21 protein-coding genes are annotated in these 19037 nt (G+C 51.6%); all 21 read left to right on the top strand.

Annotated elements, in window-relative coordinates; genetic code table 11:
• Window positions 1–10 precede the first annotated feature (10 nt).
• On the top strand, window positions 11–1105 hold the full coding sequence (gene fliM / locus WKJ03_RS05140) for a flagellar motor switch protein FliM (protein WP_337841095.1): 1095 nt from the start codon (window positions 11–13) through the stop codon (window positions 1103–1105).
• Window positions 1105–1494 carry a flagellar motor switch protein FliN gene (fliN, locus tag WKJ03_RS05135; RefSeq protein ID WP_337841094.1) on the top strand — a complete coding sequence of 130 codons (390 nt, stop codon included), beginning with the start codon at window positions 1105–1107 and terminating at the stop codon, window positions 1492–1494. The genes fliM and fliN overlap by 1 nt, the downstream gene beginning before the upstream one ends.
• Window positions 1494–1892 (top strand): flagellar biosynthetic protein FliO, encoded by a 399-nt coding sequence (gene fliO / locus WKJ03_RS05130; protein ID WP_337841093.1) that lies wholly within the window; start codon window positions 1494–1496, stop codon window positions 1890–1892. The genes fliN and fliO overlap by 1 nt, the downstream gene beginning before the upstream one ends.
• Window positions 1892–2638 (top strand): flagellar type III secretion system pore protein FliP, encoded by a 747-nt coding sequence (fliP, locus tag WKJ03_RS05125; RefSeq protein WP_337841092.1) that lies wholly within the window; start codon window positions 1892–1894, stop codon window positions 2636–2638. Before fliO ends, fliP begins: the two co-directional genes overlap by 1 nt.
• Window positions 2635–2904: a flagellar biosynthesis protein FliQ gene (gene fliQ, locus WKJ03_RS05120; RefSeq protein ID WP_337841091.1), complete on the top strand. Its 270-nt coding sequence runs from the start codon at window positions 2635–2637 to the stop codon at window positions 2902–2904. Before fliP ends, fliQ begins: the two co-directional genes overlap by 4 nt.
• Complete coding sequence (gene fliR / locus WKJ03_RS05115) at window positions 2904–3677, top strand: flagellar biosynthetic protein FliR (protein WP_337841090.1); 774 nt, start codon at window positions 2904–2906, stop codon at window positions 3675–3677. The genes fliQ and fliR overlap by 1 nt, the downstream gene beginning before the upstream one ends.
• Before the next feature lie 31 nt (window positions 3678–3708).
• Window positions 3709–4836 (top strand): flagellar biosynthesis protein FlhB, encoded by a 1128-nt coding sequence (gene flhB, locus WKJ03_RS05110; protein WP_337841089.1) that lies wholly within the window; start codon window positions 3709–3711, stop codon window positions 4834–4836.
• 84 nt (window positions 4837–4920) lie between these two features.
• Complete coding sequence (gene flhA / locus WKJ03_RS05105; RefSeq protein ID WP_337841088.1) at window positions 4921–7029, top strand: flagellar biosynthesis protein FlhA; 2109 nt, start codon at window positions 4921–4923, stop codon at window positions 7027–7029.
• 10 nt (window positions 7030–7039) lie between these two features.
• Entirely contained in the window at window positions 7040–8443 is a 1404-nt protein-coding gene (gene flhF / locus WKJ03_RS05100) for a flagellar biosynthesis protein FlhF (RefSeq protein ID WP_337841087.1), read from the top strand.
• A 40-nt stretch (window positions 8444–8483) separates the two neighbouring features.
• Entirely contained in the window at window positions 8484–9314 is an 831-nt protein-coding gene (locus WKJ03_RS05095; RefSeq protein WP_337841086.1) for a MinD/ParA family protein, read from the top strand.
• A complete protein-coding gene (locus WKJ03_RS05090) occupies window positions 9311–10030 on the top strand; it encodes an RNA polymerase sigma factor FliA (protein WP_337841085.1) in 720 nt (239 codons plus the stop codon). The genes WKJ03_RS05095 and WKJ03_RS05090 overlap by 4 nt, the downstream gene beginning before the upstream one ends.
• A 41-nt stretch (window positions 10031–10071) precedes the next feature.
• Complete coding sequence (cheY, locus tag WKJ03_RS05085; protein WP_337841084.1) at window positions 10072–10455, top strand: chemotaxis response regulator CheY; 384 nt, start codon at window positions 10072–10074, stop codon at window positions 10453–10455.
• A gap of 25 nt (window positions 10456–10480) precedes the next feature.
• Window positions 10481–11233 carry a protein phosphatase CheZ gene (locus WKJ03_RS05080; RefSeq protein WP_337841083.1) on the top strand — a complete coding sequence of 251 codons (753 nt, stop codon included), beginning with the start codon at window positions 10481–10483 and terminating at the stop codon, window positions 11231–11233.
• Window positions 11234–11249: 16 nt separating this feature from the next.
• On the top strand, window positions 11250–13469 hold the full coding sequence (locus WKJ03_RS05075; RefSeq protein WP_337841082.1) for a chemotaxis protein CheA: 2220 nt from the start codon (window positions 11250–11252) through the stop codon (window positions 13467–13469).
• 11 nt (window positions 13470–13480) lie between these two features.
• Window positions 13481–14653, top strand: a complete 1173-nt coding sequence (locus WKJ03_RS05070) for a chemotaxis response regulator protein-glutamate methylesterase (protein WP_337841081.1) — start codon at window positions 13481–13483, stop codon at window positions 14651–14653.
• A complete protein-coding gene (locus WKJ03_RS05065; protein WP_337841080.1) occupies window positions 14646–15389 on the top strand; it encodes a flagellar motor protein in 744 nt (247 codons plus the stop codon). The genes WKJ03_RS05070 and WKJ03_RS05065 overlap by 8 nt, the downstream gene beginning before the upstream one ends.
• Before the next feature lies 1 nt (window position 15390).
• Window positions 15391–16380: an OmpA family protein gene (locus WKJ03_RS05060; RefSeq protein WP_337841079.1), complete on the top strand. Its 990-nt coding sequence runs from the start codon at window positions 15391–15393 to the stop codon at window positions 16378–16380.
• Between the two features lies 1 nt (window position 16381).
• Window positions 16382–17161, top strand: coding sequence for a ParA family protein (locus tag WKJ03_RS05055; protein WP_337841078.1), 780 nt, complete (start codon window positions 16382–16384; stop codon window positions 17159–17161).
• Window position 17162: 1 nt separating this feature from the next.
• Window positions 17163–17879, top strand: coding sequence for a chemotaxis protein CheW (locus WKJ03_RS05050; RefSeq protein WP_337841077.1), 717 nt, complete (start codon window positions 17163–17165; stop codon window positions 17877–17879).
• 41 nt (window positions 17880–17920) lie between these two features.
• On the top strand, window positions 17921–18412 hold the full coding sequence (locus tag WKJ03_RS05045) for a chemotaxis protein CheW (RefSeq protein WP_337841076.1): 492 nt from the start codon (window positions 17921–17923) through the stop codon (window positions 18410–18412).
• Window positions 18412–18891 carry a DUF2802 domain-containing protein gene (locus WKJ03_RS05040; protein ID WP_337841075.1) on the top strand — a complete coding sequence of 160 codons (480 nt, stop codon included), beginning with the start codon at window positions 18412–18414 and terminating at the stop codon, window positions 18889–18891. The genes WKJ03_RS05045 and WKJ03_RS05040 overlap by 1 nt, the downstream gene beginning before the upstream one ends.
• Window positions 18892–19037 lie beyond the last annotated feature (146 nt).

The raw sequence follows: 19037 nt of genomic DNA, 5'->3' as shown, positions 1-19037 counted from the left end.
GAGCAGCAACTTGACTGATTTATTGTCCCAGGACGAAATTGACGCGCTATTACATGGCGTTGATGATGTCGAAGAAGAAGAGGTTGAAGACAGCGGTGACGGCCGGGGCCGTGGCGCCACTGAGTATGACTTTTCTTCACAAGACCGCATTGTGCGTGGCCGGATGCCGACGCTGGAAATGGTCAATGAGCGTTTTGCCCGCCATATGCGGATCAGTCTGTTTAATATGATGCGCCGTACTGCCGAAGTGTCGATTAACGGCGTGCAGATGATTAAGTTCGGTGAATACGTACACACCCTTTTTGTTCCGACCAGTCTGAATATGGTGCGGTTCCGTCCGCTCAAAGGCACAGGTCTGATCACGATGGAAGCCCGCCTGGTATTTATTCTGGTGGACAACTTCTTTGGGGGGGATGGCCGTTACCATGCCAAAATTGAAGGCCGTGAATTTACCCCCACCGAACGCCGTATCATTCAGATGCTGCTCAAGCTCATCTTTGAAGATTACAAGGAAGCCTGGGCACCGGTGATGGATGTGTCCTTTGAATACCTCGACTCGGAAGTGAACCCGGCGATGGCCAACATCGTCAGCCCGACCGAAGTGGTGGTGATCAGCTCTTTCCATATTGAGCTGGATGGTGGCGGTGGCGACTTCCACGTGGCCTTGCCGTATTCGATGCTGGAACCTATCCGTGAGCTGCTGGACGCAGGGGTGCAGAGCGACAAAGAAGATACCGACCTGCGCTGGAGTAAAGCGCTGCGCGACGAAATTATGGATGTGAAGGTGGATCTCACCACCAAAATGATGGATATCGAGCTGACACTCGAACAGGTGATGAATCTCAAAGCCGGTGACATTATTCCGGTGGAAATTCCGGAACATATTACGGTGCTGATTGAAGATTTACCAACCTACAGGGCCAAAGTGGGTCGTTCGCGCGACAACGTGGCACTGAAAATTACTGAGAAAATTAAACGTCCTGAATCAGTCAAATCTGAAATGAACGTCTTTACCAAAGGCGGCCGTCGTCTGGACAGCGACGCAGATATCAGTGAACTGGAAGCAGATTTGAATTTGTCTGAACGTACTGAGGATAGATGGTAATGGCAAACGAACAAGACACCATGGACGAATGGGCCGCCGCGCTGGCTGAAGCTGAAGGTGGCAGTGGCGCCGAAGCGGTCGAACTGGATGAACTGAAAGAAGAGCGTGCGCCGCTGACCGTGGATGAAAAACGCAAACTGGACACTATTCTGGATATTCCGGTCACCATTTCGATGGAAGTGGGCCGGGCGAAAATCAGTATCCGCAACCTGCTGCAATTAAACCAGGGCTCTGTCGTGGAGCTGGAGCGTCTGGCTGGTGAACCGCTGGATGTGCTGGTGAACGGCACCCTGATTGCGCATGGGGAAGTGGTCGTAGTAAACGACAAGTTTGGGATCCGTCTGACCGACGTGATCAGCCAGATTGAGCGGATTAAGAAGTTACGTTAATGGTTAAACACCTGATGCCACTGCTGTTGTCAGTACCGGCTGTTGCTGAAGAAGCGGTTCAGGCCGCCCCTGTGGGGTCGGGGGCCGATCTCTTGAATGTATTTGGCTCATTAGTCATAGTGCTTGGCCTGTTGTTTGCGCTCGCCTGGTTTTACAAAAAAATGGCGCAGAAACTGCCGGGCTCCGGCCAAATCAAAGTGGTCAGCTCAATGATGTTGGGGCCACGTGAGCGTATCCTCGTAATTGAAATTCAGGGCAAACAGCGGGTGCTTGGCGTGACAGGGCAGCAAATTAATTTTTTATTTGAACTGGAGCAGCCTTTATCTGCGGATCAGCCGCCGCTGGACTGGCGCAGGCAGTGGCAGCAGCTGTTGCAGGGGAAAAAGGAAACCAACTGATGTGGCGATTATTGGCTCTGTTGTTGCTGGTGCTGAGCCCCGAATTGCTGGCTCAGCAGTCAGGTGCCATGTCAGCACTGACAGTGACCACCAACCCGGACGGATCGCAGGATTACAGTGTGACCCTGCAAGTACTGGCGGTGATGACTGCGCTGAGTTTTATTCCGGCCATTGTCATTATGATGACCAGCTTCACCCGCATTATTGTGGTGCTGGCCATTTTACGTCAGGCGATCGGCCTGCAGTCGTCGCCATCCAACCAGATCCTGATAGGCATTACCTTATTCCTGACCTTTTTTATTATGGCGCCGGTCTTTGATGAAATTAATCAAAAAGCGTTGCAGCCTTATCTGAGCGAACAGATGACGTCCATTCAGGCCTTTGACGAAGCCATCAAGCCGATGAAGGCGTTTATGCTGCATCAGACCCGCTTAAAAGATCTGGAAACCTTCGCCGATATTGCTGGTACGCCGAAAGTTGATAACGTGGCAGATTTGCCTATCACAGTGATTATTCCGGCTTTTATTACCAGTGAACTGAAAACGGCCTTTCAGATTGGGTTTATGATCTTTATTCCGTTTTTAATTATCGACCTGGTGGTAGCCAGCATTCTGATGGCGATGGGGATGATGATGTTGTCGCCTATGATCGTGTCCCTGCCATTTAAACTGATGATGTTTGTGCTGGTGGATGGTTGGTTATTGGTGATGGGCACACTCGCAACCAGTTATGGGGTGGGAACATGAGTCCGGAAACCTTTGTTGATATCTTAAGCGACGCGCTGTGGTTGATCATTCTGATTGTGTCTGTGGTCATAGTGCCATCCTTGCTGGTCGGTCTGATTGTCTCCATTTTTCAGGCGGCCACCTCCATTAACGAACAAACTTTAAGCTTTTTGCCACGTTTAATTGTGACCTTGCTGGCGCTGGTGTTTGGTGGGCATTGGCTGACCCAGACGCTGATGGAGTACACCGAAAAACTCTATCTGAGCATTCCGTCGGTACTGGGCTGATGGACTACCCGCTGCAGCAGTTACTTCAGGTTATTGCTGACTTTATGCTGCCCTTTACCCGTGTGGCTGCCATGGTGTTTATTATGGCGGCTTTTGGCGCAAAAAATATCCCAACCCGGGTTAAAACGGCCTATTGCGCCGCCTTTATCCTGATGATTATGCCTGTGGTGCCGCCGGTGCGAGACCTGGACCTGATGTCACTGAATCTGGTGGTACAGGTGATCCAACAGATTATTATCGGTCTGGCCATTGGGTTTATGTCGCAAATTTTTATTCAGGCCTTTGTCACGGCAGGCCAGGTGTTGGCCACTCAAACCGGCTTGGGGTTTGCCGCGCTGGCCGATCCGGTCAATGGGGTGTCGGTGCCCGCCATAGGTCAGTTTTACCTGATCCTCGCGACTTTGTTGTTTCTGGTCTACGACGGGCATCTGGCGATGTTTCAGCTGGTGATGTTCAGTTTTGAATCGCTGCCGATTAACGGTCAGTGGCTGGATGTGAACAAATACTGGCAGATTGCTGAGTTTGGCGGCTGGATTATTGTGACTGCTTTGGCCATCACCATGGCCCCTGTGACCGCTATGCTGGTGGTGAATATTGCCTTTGGTGTGTTGACCCGTACGGCGCCACAACTGAATATTTTTTCCATTGGTATGCCCATCAGCATGATCGCCGGTTTGTTGATCATGTATCTGACGCTGGATACCTTTTTGTATCACTTTAATCTGAACTGGCAGTACAGCATTGACTATACCTGCCGGTTGATTGGCTGCTGACCATGACGGCTGCTAAGTACGGGAGGCGCTAATGGCGGAATCCGGACAGGAAAAGACCGAACAGCCCACCAGTAAAAAACTGGCAGACACCCGTAAAAAAGGTCAGGTGGCAAGGTCCAGGGATCTGGCAACTTTTGCGGTGCTGCTTGGCAGCAGTGCAGGTATTCTGATGTTTGGCTCTCAAATTGCGGCTTCAGTGCTGGAGGTGTGCCGTCGGCTGTTGTCGCTGGACGAAAAAGATATTTTTAACCCTTATTCCATGTTTACCGCCTGGGGCGATTCTATCTGGGAATTGTTACCGCCGCTGCTGAAGTTTTTTTTGCTGATTATGCTGGCCGCTTATGTCGGTAGCATTTTAGTGGGGGGCTACAACTTTACCTGGCAGGCCGTTGGCTTTAAGTGGAGCAAACTGAATCCTGCCAGCGGCCTTAAACGCATGTTTGGTATGCAGGCTATGGTGGAGTTGCTGAAAAGTGTGGGCAAAGTGCTGGTGATAGGGGGCTTGACTTACGCGCTACTCAGCACTTTTTTCGACGACATTATGGCGCTGTCGATGATGAGCACGCCGGACGACATCTATGGCGCTGTGGAAATTCTGGCCTGGGTGTTTTTTGGCATCTGTTGCAGCGTGATCGTCATTGCAATGATTGACGCGCCTTATCAGGCCTGGCAGCACCATAAGAACCTGAAAATGACACTGCAGGAAGTCAAAGACGAATTTAAAAATCAGGAAGGGGACCCCAGAGTCAAGGGACGGATCCGTACCCTGCAGTATCAGGCTGCCAAGCGCCGCATGATGTCTGCCGTACCAACGGCCGATGTGGTGGTGACCAACCCGACGCACTTTGCCGTGGCACTGAAGTACGATCAGGCCAAGTTCCGCGCCCCTGTGGTCATTGCCAAAGGGGCTGACGAAGTGGCACTGATGATCCGTAAAATTGCCGAAGAAAATAAAGTGCCGGTGCTGGAATCTCCCGCACTGGCCCGTTCTGTCTTCTACACCACAGAACTGGACCAGCCCATACCTGAGCAGCTGTTTGCCGCGGTGGCGCAGGTACTGGCTTATGTCTATCAGCTGAATATGTTCCGAAAAGGCAAAGGCAAACGACCCAAAGCCCTTGCCAGAGAATTGCCCATACCGGATGATTTCCGTCACTAATCCAGCAATCACGTTATCGACCTTTCAAACTGGAACAGTTTTTGCCTTAGCCTGCTGAATGTCAGTAATTTGTCAGGTTCGAGCATGCAACAAGCCAAGCAGTTATTCTCCCGCATTGACCCGGAGCTATTGTCTTATGCCAAGGGGATAGGTACACCGTTGCTCATTATGGCGGCGCTGGCAATGGTGGTGTTGCCTTTGCCGCCACTGCTGCTGGATGTTTTGTTTACCTTCAATATTTCTTTAGGGCTGGTGGTGTTGCTGGTGACTGTGTACACCCGCAAACCACTGGACTTCGCCATTTTTCCAACCGTGATCCTGGTCGCCACCATTTTGCGGCTGACCCTGAATATCGCCAGCACCCGTGTCATTCTGTTGGAAGGCCATACAGGTTCGGATGCTGCAGGCAAAGTGGTCGAAGCTTTTGGCGAGGTGGTGATTGGTGGTAACTACGCTGTGGGTCTGGTGGTGTTTGCCATTCTGGTGATTATCAACCTGATGGTGGTGACCTCAGGTGCGGCCCGTATTTCAGAAGTGACAGCCCGCTTTACCCTGGATGCCATGCCAGGTAAACAAATGGCTATTGATGCCGACTTAAACGCTGGTTTTATTGATCAGGACCAGGCCCGCAAACGCCGTCAGGAAATTGGCGACGAGGCCGACTTTTACGGCTCAATGGACGGTGCCAATAAGTTCGTGAAAGGTGATGCCATGGCAGGCCTGGTGATTATTGCCATCAATATCATTGGTGGTTTGATTATCGGCATTTTGCAGCACGATCTGCCTTTTATGGAGGCGGTTGAGATCTACACCATGCTGACCATAGGCGATGGCCTGGTGGCACAAATTCCTGGTCTGCTGCTGTCCATTGGGACCGCCATTATCGTGACCCGCCAGAACAAAGATTCGGATATGGGCGGGCAAATCGCCGAGCAGTTCAGCAATTTCAAAGTATTGGTGGTCGCCAGCGCCATTATGCTGATTATGGGCATAGTACCTGGCATGCCACACCTGGCATTTTTAACTCTGGCGGCTTTATTGGGCGGCGCGGCTTATTACCTGTATCGACAAGCCAATCCGAAAGGTGGCGCCGTGGTGGAACCCCGTAAAACCGATGTGGTGCCGGGCAACGAAGTGGCTCCGGTCAAAGAAATCAGCTGGGACGACGTGCATCCGGTGGACACCATTGGCCTGGAAGTGGGTTACCGCCTAATTCCATTGGTCGATAAGAGTCAAGGCGGTGAATTGCTCAACCGGATCAAAGGGGTGCGTAAGAAACTGTCACAGGAACTGGGTTTTCTGATCCCGGCCGTGCATATTCGCGATAACCTGGATTTAGAACCCAATACCTATCGCGTCACCATGATGGGGGTGACGACGGGCGAGTCGGAATTGCGTCATGACAATGAGCTGGCTATTAACCCGGGCCAGGTCTTTGGTACCGTCAAAGGCATAGCCACTAAAGACCCGGCCTTTGGCCTGGAAGCGGTGTGGATAGCCAAAGGCCAGCGTGAACATGCACAGACATTGGGTTATACAGTGGTGGATGCCGCCACTGTAGTGGCGACCCATTTAAGCCAGATCCTGACCAACAATGCGGCGCAGCTGCTGGGGCATGAAGAGGTGCAGAATCTGCTGGATATGCTGGCGAAAAGTTCACCCAAACTGGTGGATGCACTGGTGCCAGAAACCATGCAACTGACGGTGGTGGTCAAAGTGCTGCAGAACCTGCTGCATGAAGGCGTGCCCATCCGCGATATGCGTACCATAGTGCAGACTCTGGTGGACTATGGTGGCAAGAGTCAGGATGTTGACGTGTTAACGGCAGCCTGTCGGGTGGCGTTAAAACGGCTGATTATTCAAGAAGTCGCCGGCAGTGCCGCCGAAGTTCCGGTGATCACCTTTGCGCCTGAGTTGGAGCAGATGCTGCACCAGTCCATGCAATCCGGCGGCAGCGATGGTTCCGGCATTGAACCTGGTCTGGCGGAACGTATCCAGCAGTCGTTGGCAAGTGCGGCACAGAATCAGGAATTGGCGGGTGAGCCTGCCGTTTTACTGACCTCAGGTATTTTACGATCAGTAATGGCACGATTCGTGAAATACAGTATTCCAGGACTACGGGTATTGTCCTATCAGGAAATCCCGGATAACAAACAAATCCGCATTGTCAGTGTGGTCGGTCAGTCGAATTAGGAGTTGAGCCATGAAAATTAAACGCTTTGTTGCCAAAGATATGCGTACTGCGCTGACGGAAGTGAAAGAGTTTTTAGGGCCTGATGCCATTATCCTGTCGAATAAAAAGGTGGCAGGAGGCGTTGAAATTGTTGCTGCAATTGACCCGGATGCCGCGCCAGCCAAGGCATTGCAGGAAACGCAGCCAGAGCAGGCAACCAAATCCTCAACGGGCTCCCGCCTGAATATTAAAGTGGATGACGAGGAAGAGGTGGCACCAGCCGATTCCTTGCAAGCCTTGTTGGCCCGTCAAATCAGCAAACAACCAGCAGGTACAGCCGCTGCCAATAAACTGACGCAATCTAAGGCGGTGGTGACAAACAATCCATTGTTTTCGGCTAAAAATCAACCAGTTGCATCAGGGGAGCGTCAAAGTTCCGCCATGGCTGGTTTTAACATGTCGGAATTGACCAAATACCAGGAACAACAAGCGCGGCTGATGCAGCAACAAATGGATGCACTACGCAATGAAATGTTGTCGATGAAGCAGCTGCTGACGCATCAGGTTTCAGGTCTGATGTGGCAGGACCTGGCCCGACGTGAACCTATGCGGGCTCTGGTGATTGAGAAGTTGCGTGAAATGGGCCTGTCTGAAGCTGCCGCCGATCAAATTGCCTGTTTTATGCCGGAAGACATCAGTGATGCTGAGGCCTGGGACAGTGCGCTGGAATTGTTAACAGGCCAGTTGATTACCACCAATGATGACATTATGCGTCGTGGCGGTATCGTCGCGTTGGTGGGGCCCACTGGCGTTGGCAAAACCACCACAGTGGCCAAGCTGGCGGCACAGTTTGCCAAACGCCATGGCGCGGATCAGGTGGCGCTGATCACCACAGACAGCTTCCGTATTGGCGCTTTTGAGCAGTTGGCGACTTTTGGCCGTATTATCGGCTGTCCGGTGAAACAGGCCAAAGACAGCGACGAACTGGCCATGCTGCTGTCGCAGTTGCAACAGCGTAAACTGGTGTTAATAGACACCGCAGGAATGAGCCAGCGTGATGTGCGACTGGCTGAAAAACTTGCATCTTTAGTGCATAATTCACGTGCCAAAATAAAGAGTTATCTGGTATTGTCTGCGACATCACAGGCCCGCGTGATGCAGGAGACCGTGGAACACTTCAAACGGATCCCGCTGTCGGGTTGTATTTTCACCAAACTTGATGAATGCTTAAGTTTGGGGGAAATTATTAATGTCGCGATCCAGAATGCCCTGCCAGTCAGCTACCTGACCAATGGTCAGCGGGTACCGGAAGACATCGAAATGGCGGATGCCAAAGCGCTGGTCGCGCAAGCAGAACAATTGCGGATCTCCAACAGTAGTGCGGGTTATCAGTGGTATAACGAGACAACCCGGATGGACGGAACCTATGCCTAATCTTCAGATAAATGACGATCAAGCCAGTGGTCTGAGACGAATGAAACAACAAATAATTAAAGTCATCGCAATAACAGGCGGCAAAGGGGGCGTGGGCAAAACCAACGTTTCGCTGAACCTGGCGATGGCGATGTCGCAATTGGGCAAAAAGGTGCTGGTGCTGGATGCTGACCTGGGCTTGGCCAATTGTGACGTCATGTTGGGGTTGCGGGTCGAAAAAAACCTGTCCCACGTATTGTCCGGCGAAGCGGAGCTGGATGACATTCTGATTGAGGGCCCTTTTGGTATCAAGATTGTGCCTGCTACGTCTGGGACTCAGTCAATGACCGAACTGAAACCCGCCGAACATGCCGGCCTTATCCGTGCCTTCAGTGAAATGCGCACCCGCTTTGATGTGTTGCTGGTCGATACCGCTGCCGGTATTTCTGATATGGTGCTGAGCTTTTCCCGGGCCTCGCAGGATGTGTTGGTGGTGGTCTGTGATGAACCTTCATCTATTACGGACGCTTATGCGCTGATGAAAATTTTAAGTCGCGAACATGGTGTGCAGCGCTTTAAAATTGTCGCCAATATGGTGCGCTCATTAAAAGAAGGGCAGGAGCTGTTTGCCAAATTAAGCAGAGTGACAGACCGCTTTTTGGATGTGACACTGGAACTGGTGGCGACCATACCTTTTGATGAAAATGTACGTAAGGCGGCGCGTAAGCAAAAAGCTTTTGTGGAAGCATTTCCAAAAACCCCGGCCTCTTTGGCCATTCGAACCTTGGCTACCCGTGCAGTGCAATGGCCAATTCCTCCCGTAGCCTCAGGTCATCTCGAGTTTTTCTTAGAACAATTGGTGCAGCAGCCTGAAGCACGAGGTCTGGTTTGAACAGTAAACTCGCGGCCTACGGTGCCGCTGATCAGCTGAATCAACTGGTGGAGCGCCATGCTCCGCTGGTTAAACGAATTGCCTACCATTTACTTGCCCGATTGCCTGCCAGTGTGCTGGTTGATGACTTAGTCCAGGCCGGTATGATTGGGCTGATTGAAGCCGCGAAAAATTTTGATGGCAGCAAAGGTGCCAGCTTTGAAACCTTCGCCGGTATCCGTATCCGCGGTGCCATGCTCGATGAAATCCGTCGTGGCGACTGGACCCCCCGTTCTGTGCACCGAAACTCCCGAATGATTGCCGAAGCCATAGCTGAACTGGAAGGCCAGTTGGGCCGGGACGTCAAAGATATTGAAGTTGCTGAAAAGCTTGATATATCTTTAGAGGAGTATCATCATATGCTCAGTGACGCCAGCAGTGGCCGGATCATCGGAATTGAGGATCTGGGCATCTCGGAAGATGTGCTGGTGACGGCAGATGACACAGATGATGATCATTTGTACGAACAACAGGCAAACGATGCGTTTCAGCAGGCACTGGTCAAAAATATCAGTAGCCTGCCGGAGCGGGAAGCGATAGTGTTGTCACTGTATTATAATGACGAGCTCAATTTGAAAGAGATTGGCGCCGTATTGGATGTCAGCGAGTCACGGGTTAGTCAGATTCATAGTCAGGCCTTGGTGCGGCTTCGCTCCAGGATGCAGGATTGGTTGTAATAGTTTGGGAGCCTTAGATTGGGCGCTCATCGGAGGGGACTTTGGATAAGAATATGAAGATTCTTGTGGTTGATGACTTTTCAACTATGAGACGGATCATCAAAAACCTGTTAAGAGATCTGGGTTTCACCAATGTGCAGGAAGCCGATGACGGCAGTACTGCCTTGCCTATGTTACAAAATGGCGATTTTGATTTTGTGGTGACCGACTGGAACATGCCTGGGATGCAGGGCATTGACCTGCTGCGTGCTATTCGCGCCGATGGGAAACTGAAACATATCCCTGTGCTGATGGTGACTGCCGAAGCGAAAAAAGAACAAATTATTGCGGCCGCTCAGGCCGGGGTTAACGGCTATATTGTCAAACCATTCACTGCGGCGACATTACAGGAAAAGCTGGCCAAAATCTTCGAACGTCTGGGTTAGTCGGTAACTGACAAAGGAGTACACCATGTCTGTACCTACGGCACCTCTGATTTCGCTGGATCAGGCACGTGAGCTGGTCCAGTTGCTGGAGATGGGCGAAACCGATGCTGCAAACCAGATGGTACAGCAACTGGCGGTGCCAGGCTCTTCTGAACTATTTGCCGAGGTCGGTAAGCTGACCCGGCAGTTACACAATTCGCTGACCAGCTTTCAGGTCGACCCCTCTTTAAATTCTCTGCTGGAAGAAGACATTCCAGATGCCAAAATGCGGCTTAATCACGTCATAGATATGACGGAGCAGGCCGCAAACAAAACGATGGATGCGGTTGAAAACTGTCTGCCCATTGCTGATGAATTAAATAACAAACTTCAGGCTATTATTCCTGTCTGGCAACGCTTGATGAGCCGGGATATGAAGGTGGGTGAATTCAAAAGCCTCTGTCATGACCTGGATGGCTTTTTACATCAGGCAACAGGTAACTCCGCTACGTTACACAGCTTGTTGACCGAAGTGCTGATGGCGCAGGATTACCAGGATTTAACCGGGCAGATATTGCGACGAGTGATCGAGCTGGTCCGCGAAGTCGAAACCAGCCTGATTGGGCTGCTGACCGCTTTTGGGCAGACGAATTTACCTGTAGAAGAGCGCCCTGCGGCTGCGAAGAAGCAAAAAGCCGGGCATGAGGCTGAAGGTCCGATCATTGATAAGGAAGGCCGTGATGATGTGGTCTCCGGCCAGGATGATGTGGACGATTTATTATCAAGTTTAGGTTTCTAAGAAGAGGTGCTGTGGCATGGGCTTTGATTTAGATGAGGATATTTTACAGGATTTCCTAGTCGAAGCCGGCGAGATCCTCGAACAGTTGCAGGAGCAGCTGGTTGAGCTGGAAAACAACCCGGATGACGCCAACTTATTGAACGCAATTTTCCGGGGGTTCCACACTGTTAAGGGTGGTGCAGGTTTTCTTTCGCTGACTGAATTGGTTGACGCCTGTCATGGCGCCGAAAACGTCTTCGATATTTTGCGGACCGGCAAGCGCCGGGTGACGGCTGAATTGATGGATGTCATTCTGCAGGCACTGGATGCCGTGAATGCAATGTTTGTTAATGTGCAGAACCGTGAACCCTTGGTCCCTGCAGACCCTGCCATTATTGACGCCTTGCACCGACTGAGCCTGCCAGAAGGCGAAGAAGACTCCCATCACGCCGCCGCACCTGCAGCCGCGCCAGAGTCTGAACCTGAAATCAGTATGGAAGAGTTTGATGCTGTGGTTGGTTTTGCTGATGGGGCAGCAGAAAGCAGTTCAGGTTCCATCGACGATATCAGTGAAGATGAATTTGAATCCCTGTTAAATGAATTGCATGGCAGTGATGGCGCACCAGGCCGAGAGAAAAAGTTACCGCCTCCGGCCACATTTGAACTGGCCAGCGACGACATTACCGACGATGAGTTTGAGGCCATACTCGACCAGTTGCACGGCAAAGGTTCTTTTGTTCCTGGCGAATCTGCTGCTGAGACAGCTGCGGCCAAAGTGCCTGACACAAAAACGCCTGCGACGGCGGCCTCAGGCGATGATATTTCTGAGGATGAGTTTGAAAGCCTGCTCGATCAACTGCACGGCAAAGGCAAAGCCCCAGCAGCTGTGGCTGCCAAAGCTGAAGCTGTAAAAGCCGAGCCGGTAAAAACACCAGTGCCAGCGAAAGCCGAACCAGCCAAAGCTGAAGCGGCTAAAGCGGAACCTGCTGCAGCCAAACCTGTGCTGGGTGCCGTTAAAGAAGGGGATGCCGAGCGCAAAGAAGCGGCTCAGGCGGAAACCACAGTGCGGGTGGATACCAAACGTCTGGATCAGATCATGAATATGGTCGGCGAGCTGGTCTTGGTGCGTAATCGTCTGGTTAGTCTGTCTGCATCGGCGCAAAATGAAGAAATGAGTAAAGCCATTTCCAATCTGGACGTGGTGACTGCGGACCTGCAAGGGGCCGTGATGAAGACCCGGATGCAGCCGATCAAAAAAGTGTTTGGCCGTTTCCCCCGTGTTGTCCGCGATTTAGCCCGTTCCCTGCAAAAAGAAATTAATCTTGAGCTTGAAGGTGAAGAGACAGATTTAGACAAAAACCTGGTGGAAGCTTTGGCTGACCCGCTGGTCCACCTGGTGCGTAATTCAGTTGACCACGGCATTGAAATGCCGGACGTCCGGGTCAAGTCAGGTAAACCTCGTATGGGTCAGGTGAAGCTGGCAGCTGCGCAGGCGGGTGACCATATTCTGTTGACCATTCAGGATGACGGTGCCGGTATGGACCCGGAAAAACTGAAGTCTATTGCGATCAAGCGGGGGGTGCTGGATCCGGACGCTGCCACTCGTATGTCGGATCAGGAAGCCTTTAACCTGATTTTCGCGCCAGGTTTTTCGACCAAAGAGCAGATATCTGATATCTCTGGTCGAGGTGTGGGTATGGATGTGGTGAAGACCAAAATTACCCAGCTGAACGGCACAGTGACTATCCACTCCAAACTGGGGCAGGGCACGCTGCTGGAAATTAAAGTGCCGCTGACGCTGGCAATTTTGCCAACCCTGATGGTCGTGGTCGGTCAACAGACCTTTGCCTTGCCACTGGCAACTGTCAGTGAGATTTTCCACCTCGACTTGTCGAAAACCAACAATGTGGATGGTCAACTGACCATAGTGGTGCGGAATAAAGCCATTCCGTTGTTCTACCTTGAGCACTGGCTGGTGAAGAAATCCAACAAAAAGCTGCGGCGTGACCAGGGCCATGTGGTCATTTTACAACTGGGCACCCAGCAGGTTGGTTTTGTGGTGGACTCACTGATTGGTCAGGAAGAAGTGGTGATCAAGCCGCTGGATAACCTGCTTCAGGGAACCCCTGGCATGGCTGGTGCCACTATTACCTCAGATGGTGGTATTGCACTGATTCTGGATGTACCGAATCTGCTGAAGCATTATGCGAAACGTTCGAAAATTAAGTTTGATCGTTTTGACAAGTTTTCAGCCTAAGAGGGGTCTGTATGGCCATTCGGGTTTTGATTGTTGATGATTCCAGTTTTTTCCGCCGGCGTCTGAGCGAGATTATCGGTCAGGATCCGGAGCTGGAAGTCATTGCGACCGCCAATAATGGTAAAGAAGCCGTGGAAAAGGCCGCTACGCTACGACCTGATGTCATCACCATGGATATTGAAATGCCGGTGATGGATGGCATTCAGGCGGTGAGGGAAATTCTCAAAACCCAGCGCACGCCTATTCTGATGTTTTCCTCATTAACGCATGAAGGGGCCAAAGCCACACTGGATGCACTGGAAGCGGGAGCCATCGATTTCTTGCCGAAGAAGTTTGAGGACATTGCCCGGGATAAAGCTGAAGCCATCGAATTGCTGCGCCAGCGTGTGAAAGCTGTGGCCAGGCGGCGAGCTATCAGCAGACCTTCCAGTACAGCGGCCAACACAACCTCTGTTTTTTCTGCCCGCGCAGCCACTGCGCCTGATAGCAGCCGTCAGGGCATGAGCCAGTCCCTGGCTGCCAGGGCTTTGGCTGAACGTGCTGAGTTGGCGCAAAAAGCCCAGGAAAAAGCCGAAAGTCGTGGCAGTTTCAGTGCCAGTGGCAAGAGTTATAAGCTGGTCGCTATTGGCACTTCTACAGGCGGCCCAGTTGCCTTGCAACAAATTATCACCGCTTTGCCGGCAAACTTTCCTTTGCCTATAGTGCTGGTGCAGCATATGCCTGCTGCGTTTACCGGGGCTTTTGCCAACAGATTAAATGCACTGTCCAAAATCGAAGTGCGGGAAGCACAGGATAATGATCTGTTAAAGCCGGGGGTCGCTTATTTGGCGCCTGGTGGTAAACAAATGCTGGTAGATGGCACCGAAGGTCAGGGGAAGTTGCGGATCCGTGAAGACGATTCGCCACGTATTACCTTTAAACCCAGTGTGGATATTACCTTTGGCAGTGCGGCGAAAGTGTTCAGTGATAAAGTGCTGGCTATTGTGTTGACAGGCATGGGCTCCGACGGACGTGAAGGGTGCCGGTTGCTGAAGCAGCTGGGATCCAGAGTGTGGGCGCAGGACGAAGCCAGCTGCGTGGTCTATGGCATGCCGCAGGCGGTGACGGCTGCAGGACTGACCGATCTGGAAGTGGCCCTGTCGGATGTCGCAGGGCGCATCCTGACTGAAACAGGTCATGGATAAACTTAGCTTTGCTGGCATAGTGCTGGCCTGTGTGGCAATTTTAGGCGGCTTTAGTCTGGAAGGCGGTGAGGTGCTGCAGCTGTGGCATGCTCCCGCTTTTTTTATTGTGGTGGGCGGCACTTTGGGCGCCGTGATGCTGCAAAGTCCGTGGCCGCAGTTCAGGCAAGGGATGCAGCTTCTGCTTTGGGTGGTTCGGCCGCCGAAAATGGATTTTACCGACAGCATTTACCGCATTTCTGAATGGGGTCATGCTGCCAGGCTGCACGGTTTTCTGGCGCTGGAGCAGGTGGCTTTTGATGAAGAACAACCGCTGCTCAAACGTGGCTTAAACTTGTTGGTGGATGGCACTGAAGCCGATTTATTACGGGATATTCTGGATACAGAGCTGCATCTGGAGAATGACAGATTACAAAGGGCGAGCCGCGTCTATGACGCCATGGGGGGGTACAGCCCGACCATAGGCATTGTGGGGGCCGTGCTTGGGTTAATACTGGCGCTGGCGGATATCTCTGATCCGGCTGCTTTGGGTCAGGGCATTTCTACCGCTTTTGTGGCCACTATTTATGGTGTGGGTCTGGCGAATCTGCTGTTTATCCCTGTGGCCAATAAAATTCGCGCTATTCTGGAAGAGCAGCTGTTATACCAGGCCATGCTGATTGAAGGACTCTGTTCCATAGCCCGTGGTGAAAATCCGCGCACAGTGGAGCTGAAGCTGCTGGCATACAAGGCGGACTGAGATGTACAGGCCGCGTCAAAGCACAGTGCAACACAATGATAAAACCGGGGCAGAACGCTGGCTGATTTCCTACGCGGATTACATGACTTTGTTGTTTGCGCTTTTTGTGGTGCTGTTTTCATTGTCCAGTATGAAAAAAGAACAGTTTGATGCGATCAGCCAGACCATTGCCGGACTGTTTGCGGCGCAGCAGCAGGCCAGTGCCCGGCCCCTGGGGGACCAGCTGCTGCCAGCTGAATCTGAAACTACAGTGATGGAGCTGGAATCCACTGGGGTTGAGGCTCAAGCCAAAGGCCCGACATTGTTGACCGAACACACTGAGCTGGTTCCTTTTGATGAAAGCAAATTAGGCAGCCCTCTGGCGGAATTGGACGCAGAATTCAGGCAAAGCCTGACCGATTTAACTGAAAAGGGCTTGGCGAAAATACAGCGGGACGACGAGTGGCTCACTATTGAACTGAGCAGTTCGATGTTGTTCAGCAGTGGCAGTGCAACGCCCAACAACTCAGCAAAAGCGGTCATGCAGGCGTTGACTGAATTGTTGCAGCGTCACCAGAATTACCTGCGAGTGCGAGGTTACACAGATTCTGAACCGATCCACAACGAGCTTTTTCCATCTAATTGGGAATTGTCGGTGGCCCGGGCCACCGCCATACTAAGGTTATTGCAGGATTTTGGTATCACGCCTGGTCGGCTGGCCGCAGAGGGTTATGGTCAGTATTCACCTTTTGCCGAAAACAGCAGTGAAGCAGGCAGGGCAGAAAACCGTAAGGTGGTGATTGCCGTTTCCCGTTTTGCGTATCAGGCTCCGGCACCAGTGGCCGCAGCAGCGGAAAACACCCTAACAGTCCCTGATGCTGGGGCTGTTACGCAGCAGTCTGACGAGGTGCGGATCCGGGTGATCCGACTGCCTCACGGCGGAATTCGAATCAGCACCCGGCCACCGGCGCCGGGCGAGGCAGAAGTGTCTCCAACACAGCAGGAACAGTAAATTGGTAGTCTGGACTATAGCGAATCAAAAAGGTGGGGTAGGTAAAACCACCACCACAGTGACTTTAGGTGCTTTATTGGCGGAACGGGGCTACCGGGTATTGTTGGTCGACACCGATCCGCACGGCTCCCTGACTTATTATTTTGGTATTGATGCCGAAGAGCTTGAGGTTAGCGTCTATGACATTTTCCTGCGTGGTAAGGACATCAGTAAAGAAGAAATTTTGCAGTCACTGTGCCCAAGCAAAGTAAAAAATCTGGATATTCTGCCCACATCCATGGCGCTTGCCACCCTGGACCGCTCCCATGGCCAGCAGGGAGGCATGGGGTTGGTGCTGAAAAAAGCACTGCAAAAAATTGAAGATGAATACGATTACGTGTTGATTGACTGTCCGCCAGTGATAGGGGTGTTGATGGTCAATGCGATGGCTGCCTGTGACCGCATTTTGATACCTGTACAGTGTGAGTTTCTGGCATTAAAAGGCCTGGATCGCATGATTGCGACCATGCAGCTGATGCACAGCTCCAGCCCACATGAGTATGCGTTCAGCATAGTGCCCACTATGTACGACAAACGCACTAAAGCCGCACTGGAGGCCTACAAAGCCTTAAAAGCACAATACGGCGAACGCGTCTGGTCGGCAGTGATCCCCATTGATACCAAATTCCGCGATGCCAGCGTGGCGCAGACGCCACCGCCTGTATTTGCACCCAAGTCACGTGGGGTGTTTGCTTACAACACTTTACTGACCTATTTATTGCAGCTGACACCGGAGGACTGAGATGAGCGATTTGCAAGCCAGCTCCAAGGTGATGAAACACTATCTGAAAGCGTTGTTGACTGAAGACGAGGTAAAAGCGGCTCCGGTATTACAGGAAGAAAAAAAGCAACAGCTGAATGAATTGCTGGCGCCTGTTTCTGCACCTGTGGTAGCCAAAACGGCGCCTGCACCGCAGGTCACAAAAGTGGCCACTGTGGTAGCTGCACCTGTTGTCGCTCCGGCAGCGCCTGTTATTGCCAAACCACAAGTCAAAACTGTGGTGGAAAAGGCCTACCGCAAAGGACGTTTTCAGGCGTTGTTTTTCTCCGTTGCAGGCTTAAAGATTGCGTTGCCATTAAAAGAGCTGGGCGGTATCCACAAAATTGTACCGCTGAAGTCCTTACCTGGTCAGCCGAGCTGGTTGCAAGGGGTGATGTTGTACCGCGAGCAGAAGATCAATGTGGTGGATACAGCACAATGGGTGATGCCGGAAAAATACGACAGCCAGTTGCAGGAACAACTAAACTATCAATACGTTATTATGCTTGGCAATAGCCATTGGGGTTTGGCTTGTGATACCTTGGTCAACACAATAGCGCTGGAGCAGGATGACGTAAAATGGCGCGAAACCGAAGGAAAAAGACCCTGGTTGGCGGGGCTGATTAAACAACATATGTGTGCATTGCTGGATGTCGATGCGATGATCGAATTACTGGCAAAAGGCTTAAACAGTCAGTAGTCTGACAACAATTTTGAATGAATCTTGGGTAGGAGCTCGGCATGAGTAATTTAACGGCAACCGCAAAAGCCAAAGAAGTCTCTGACATTGTGTTGCAGTGGGTCACTTTTAAACTGCAGGAAGAAACCTACGGCATTAATGTGATGCAGGTGCAGGAAGTATTACGTTATACCGATATTGCTCCAGTGCCGGGGTCGCCAGACTATGTATTGGGTATTATTAACCTGCGCGGTAATGTGGTCACAGTCATTGATACCCGTGCCCGTTTTGGCCTGGTCGGTGCAGAAGTGACGGACAACAGCCGTATTGTGATTATTGAAGCTGAACGTCAGGTCATTGGTATTCTGGTCGACAGTGTGGCGGAAGTGGTGTACCTGAAACAATCTGAAATTGATACTGCTCCTAATGTAGGTACGGATGAAAGCGCCAAGTTTATTCAGGGTGTATCAAACCGCGATGGTGAACTGTTAATCCTGGTCGATCTGAACAAACTGCTGTCCGATGACGAGTGGGAAGAGATTAGTTCGATCTGATGTTGGACTCTTTACCTTTATCAGCCTGGTATGGATTGGCGGCTGTGGCCGTCATTCTGCTGTTTGCTGTGGTGCTTGCTTTTGCTGCTGCGCGGCAGAACCGCAAATTACTGGCCATTATCAATGAAAATGCTGCGGCCAGCTGGCAGCAGCAACAGTTGTTGGAGCAACTTCAGGTTCAGCAACAAAAACAACAGCAACAAACTCAGGCTGAAATTGAAGAGCTGCGCACTACGGTGATTGGGGTAGGGCAGCGGGTTCTTTCGCTGGAAAGTCTGCTCCGGCAAAGCCAGCAGCAACTGGAACAAGTTGCTGAGCAGCAACAATCCATCCAGCTGTTTGATCCTGAATCCAAAATTTACAGCCGCGCGATGAAGATGGTTCAGCTGGGAGCCAGCCTGGATGAAATTATGCGTGAATGTGAATTGCCACAAGCCGAAGCCGAGTTGTTGTTTAACTTGCATAAGCAGTCGCAATAAATCCAGCAAACTAACAGATGTTTCCATAAGTGCCGGCATTCTGAGCAAAGTCGCTTCAGTTTCAATTCAGCCTGAGGTTTTTATGCTGCGGCGCAGACAGACTTTCTGCTACCATCAGCAGCAGTTCGACCTGAACTACATCAACT

Source organism: Rheinheimera sp., assembly GCF_037442525.1.
Lineage (GTDB): Bacteria > Pseudomonadota > Gammaproteobacteria > Enterobacterales > Alteromonadaceae > Pararheinheimera.
This window is presented reverse-complemented; position numbering and strand designations above follow the sequence as displayed.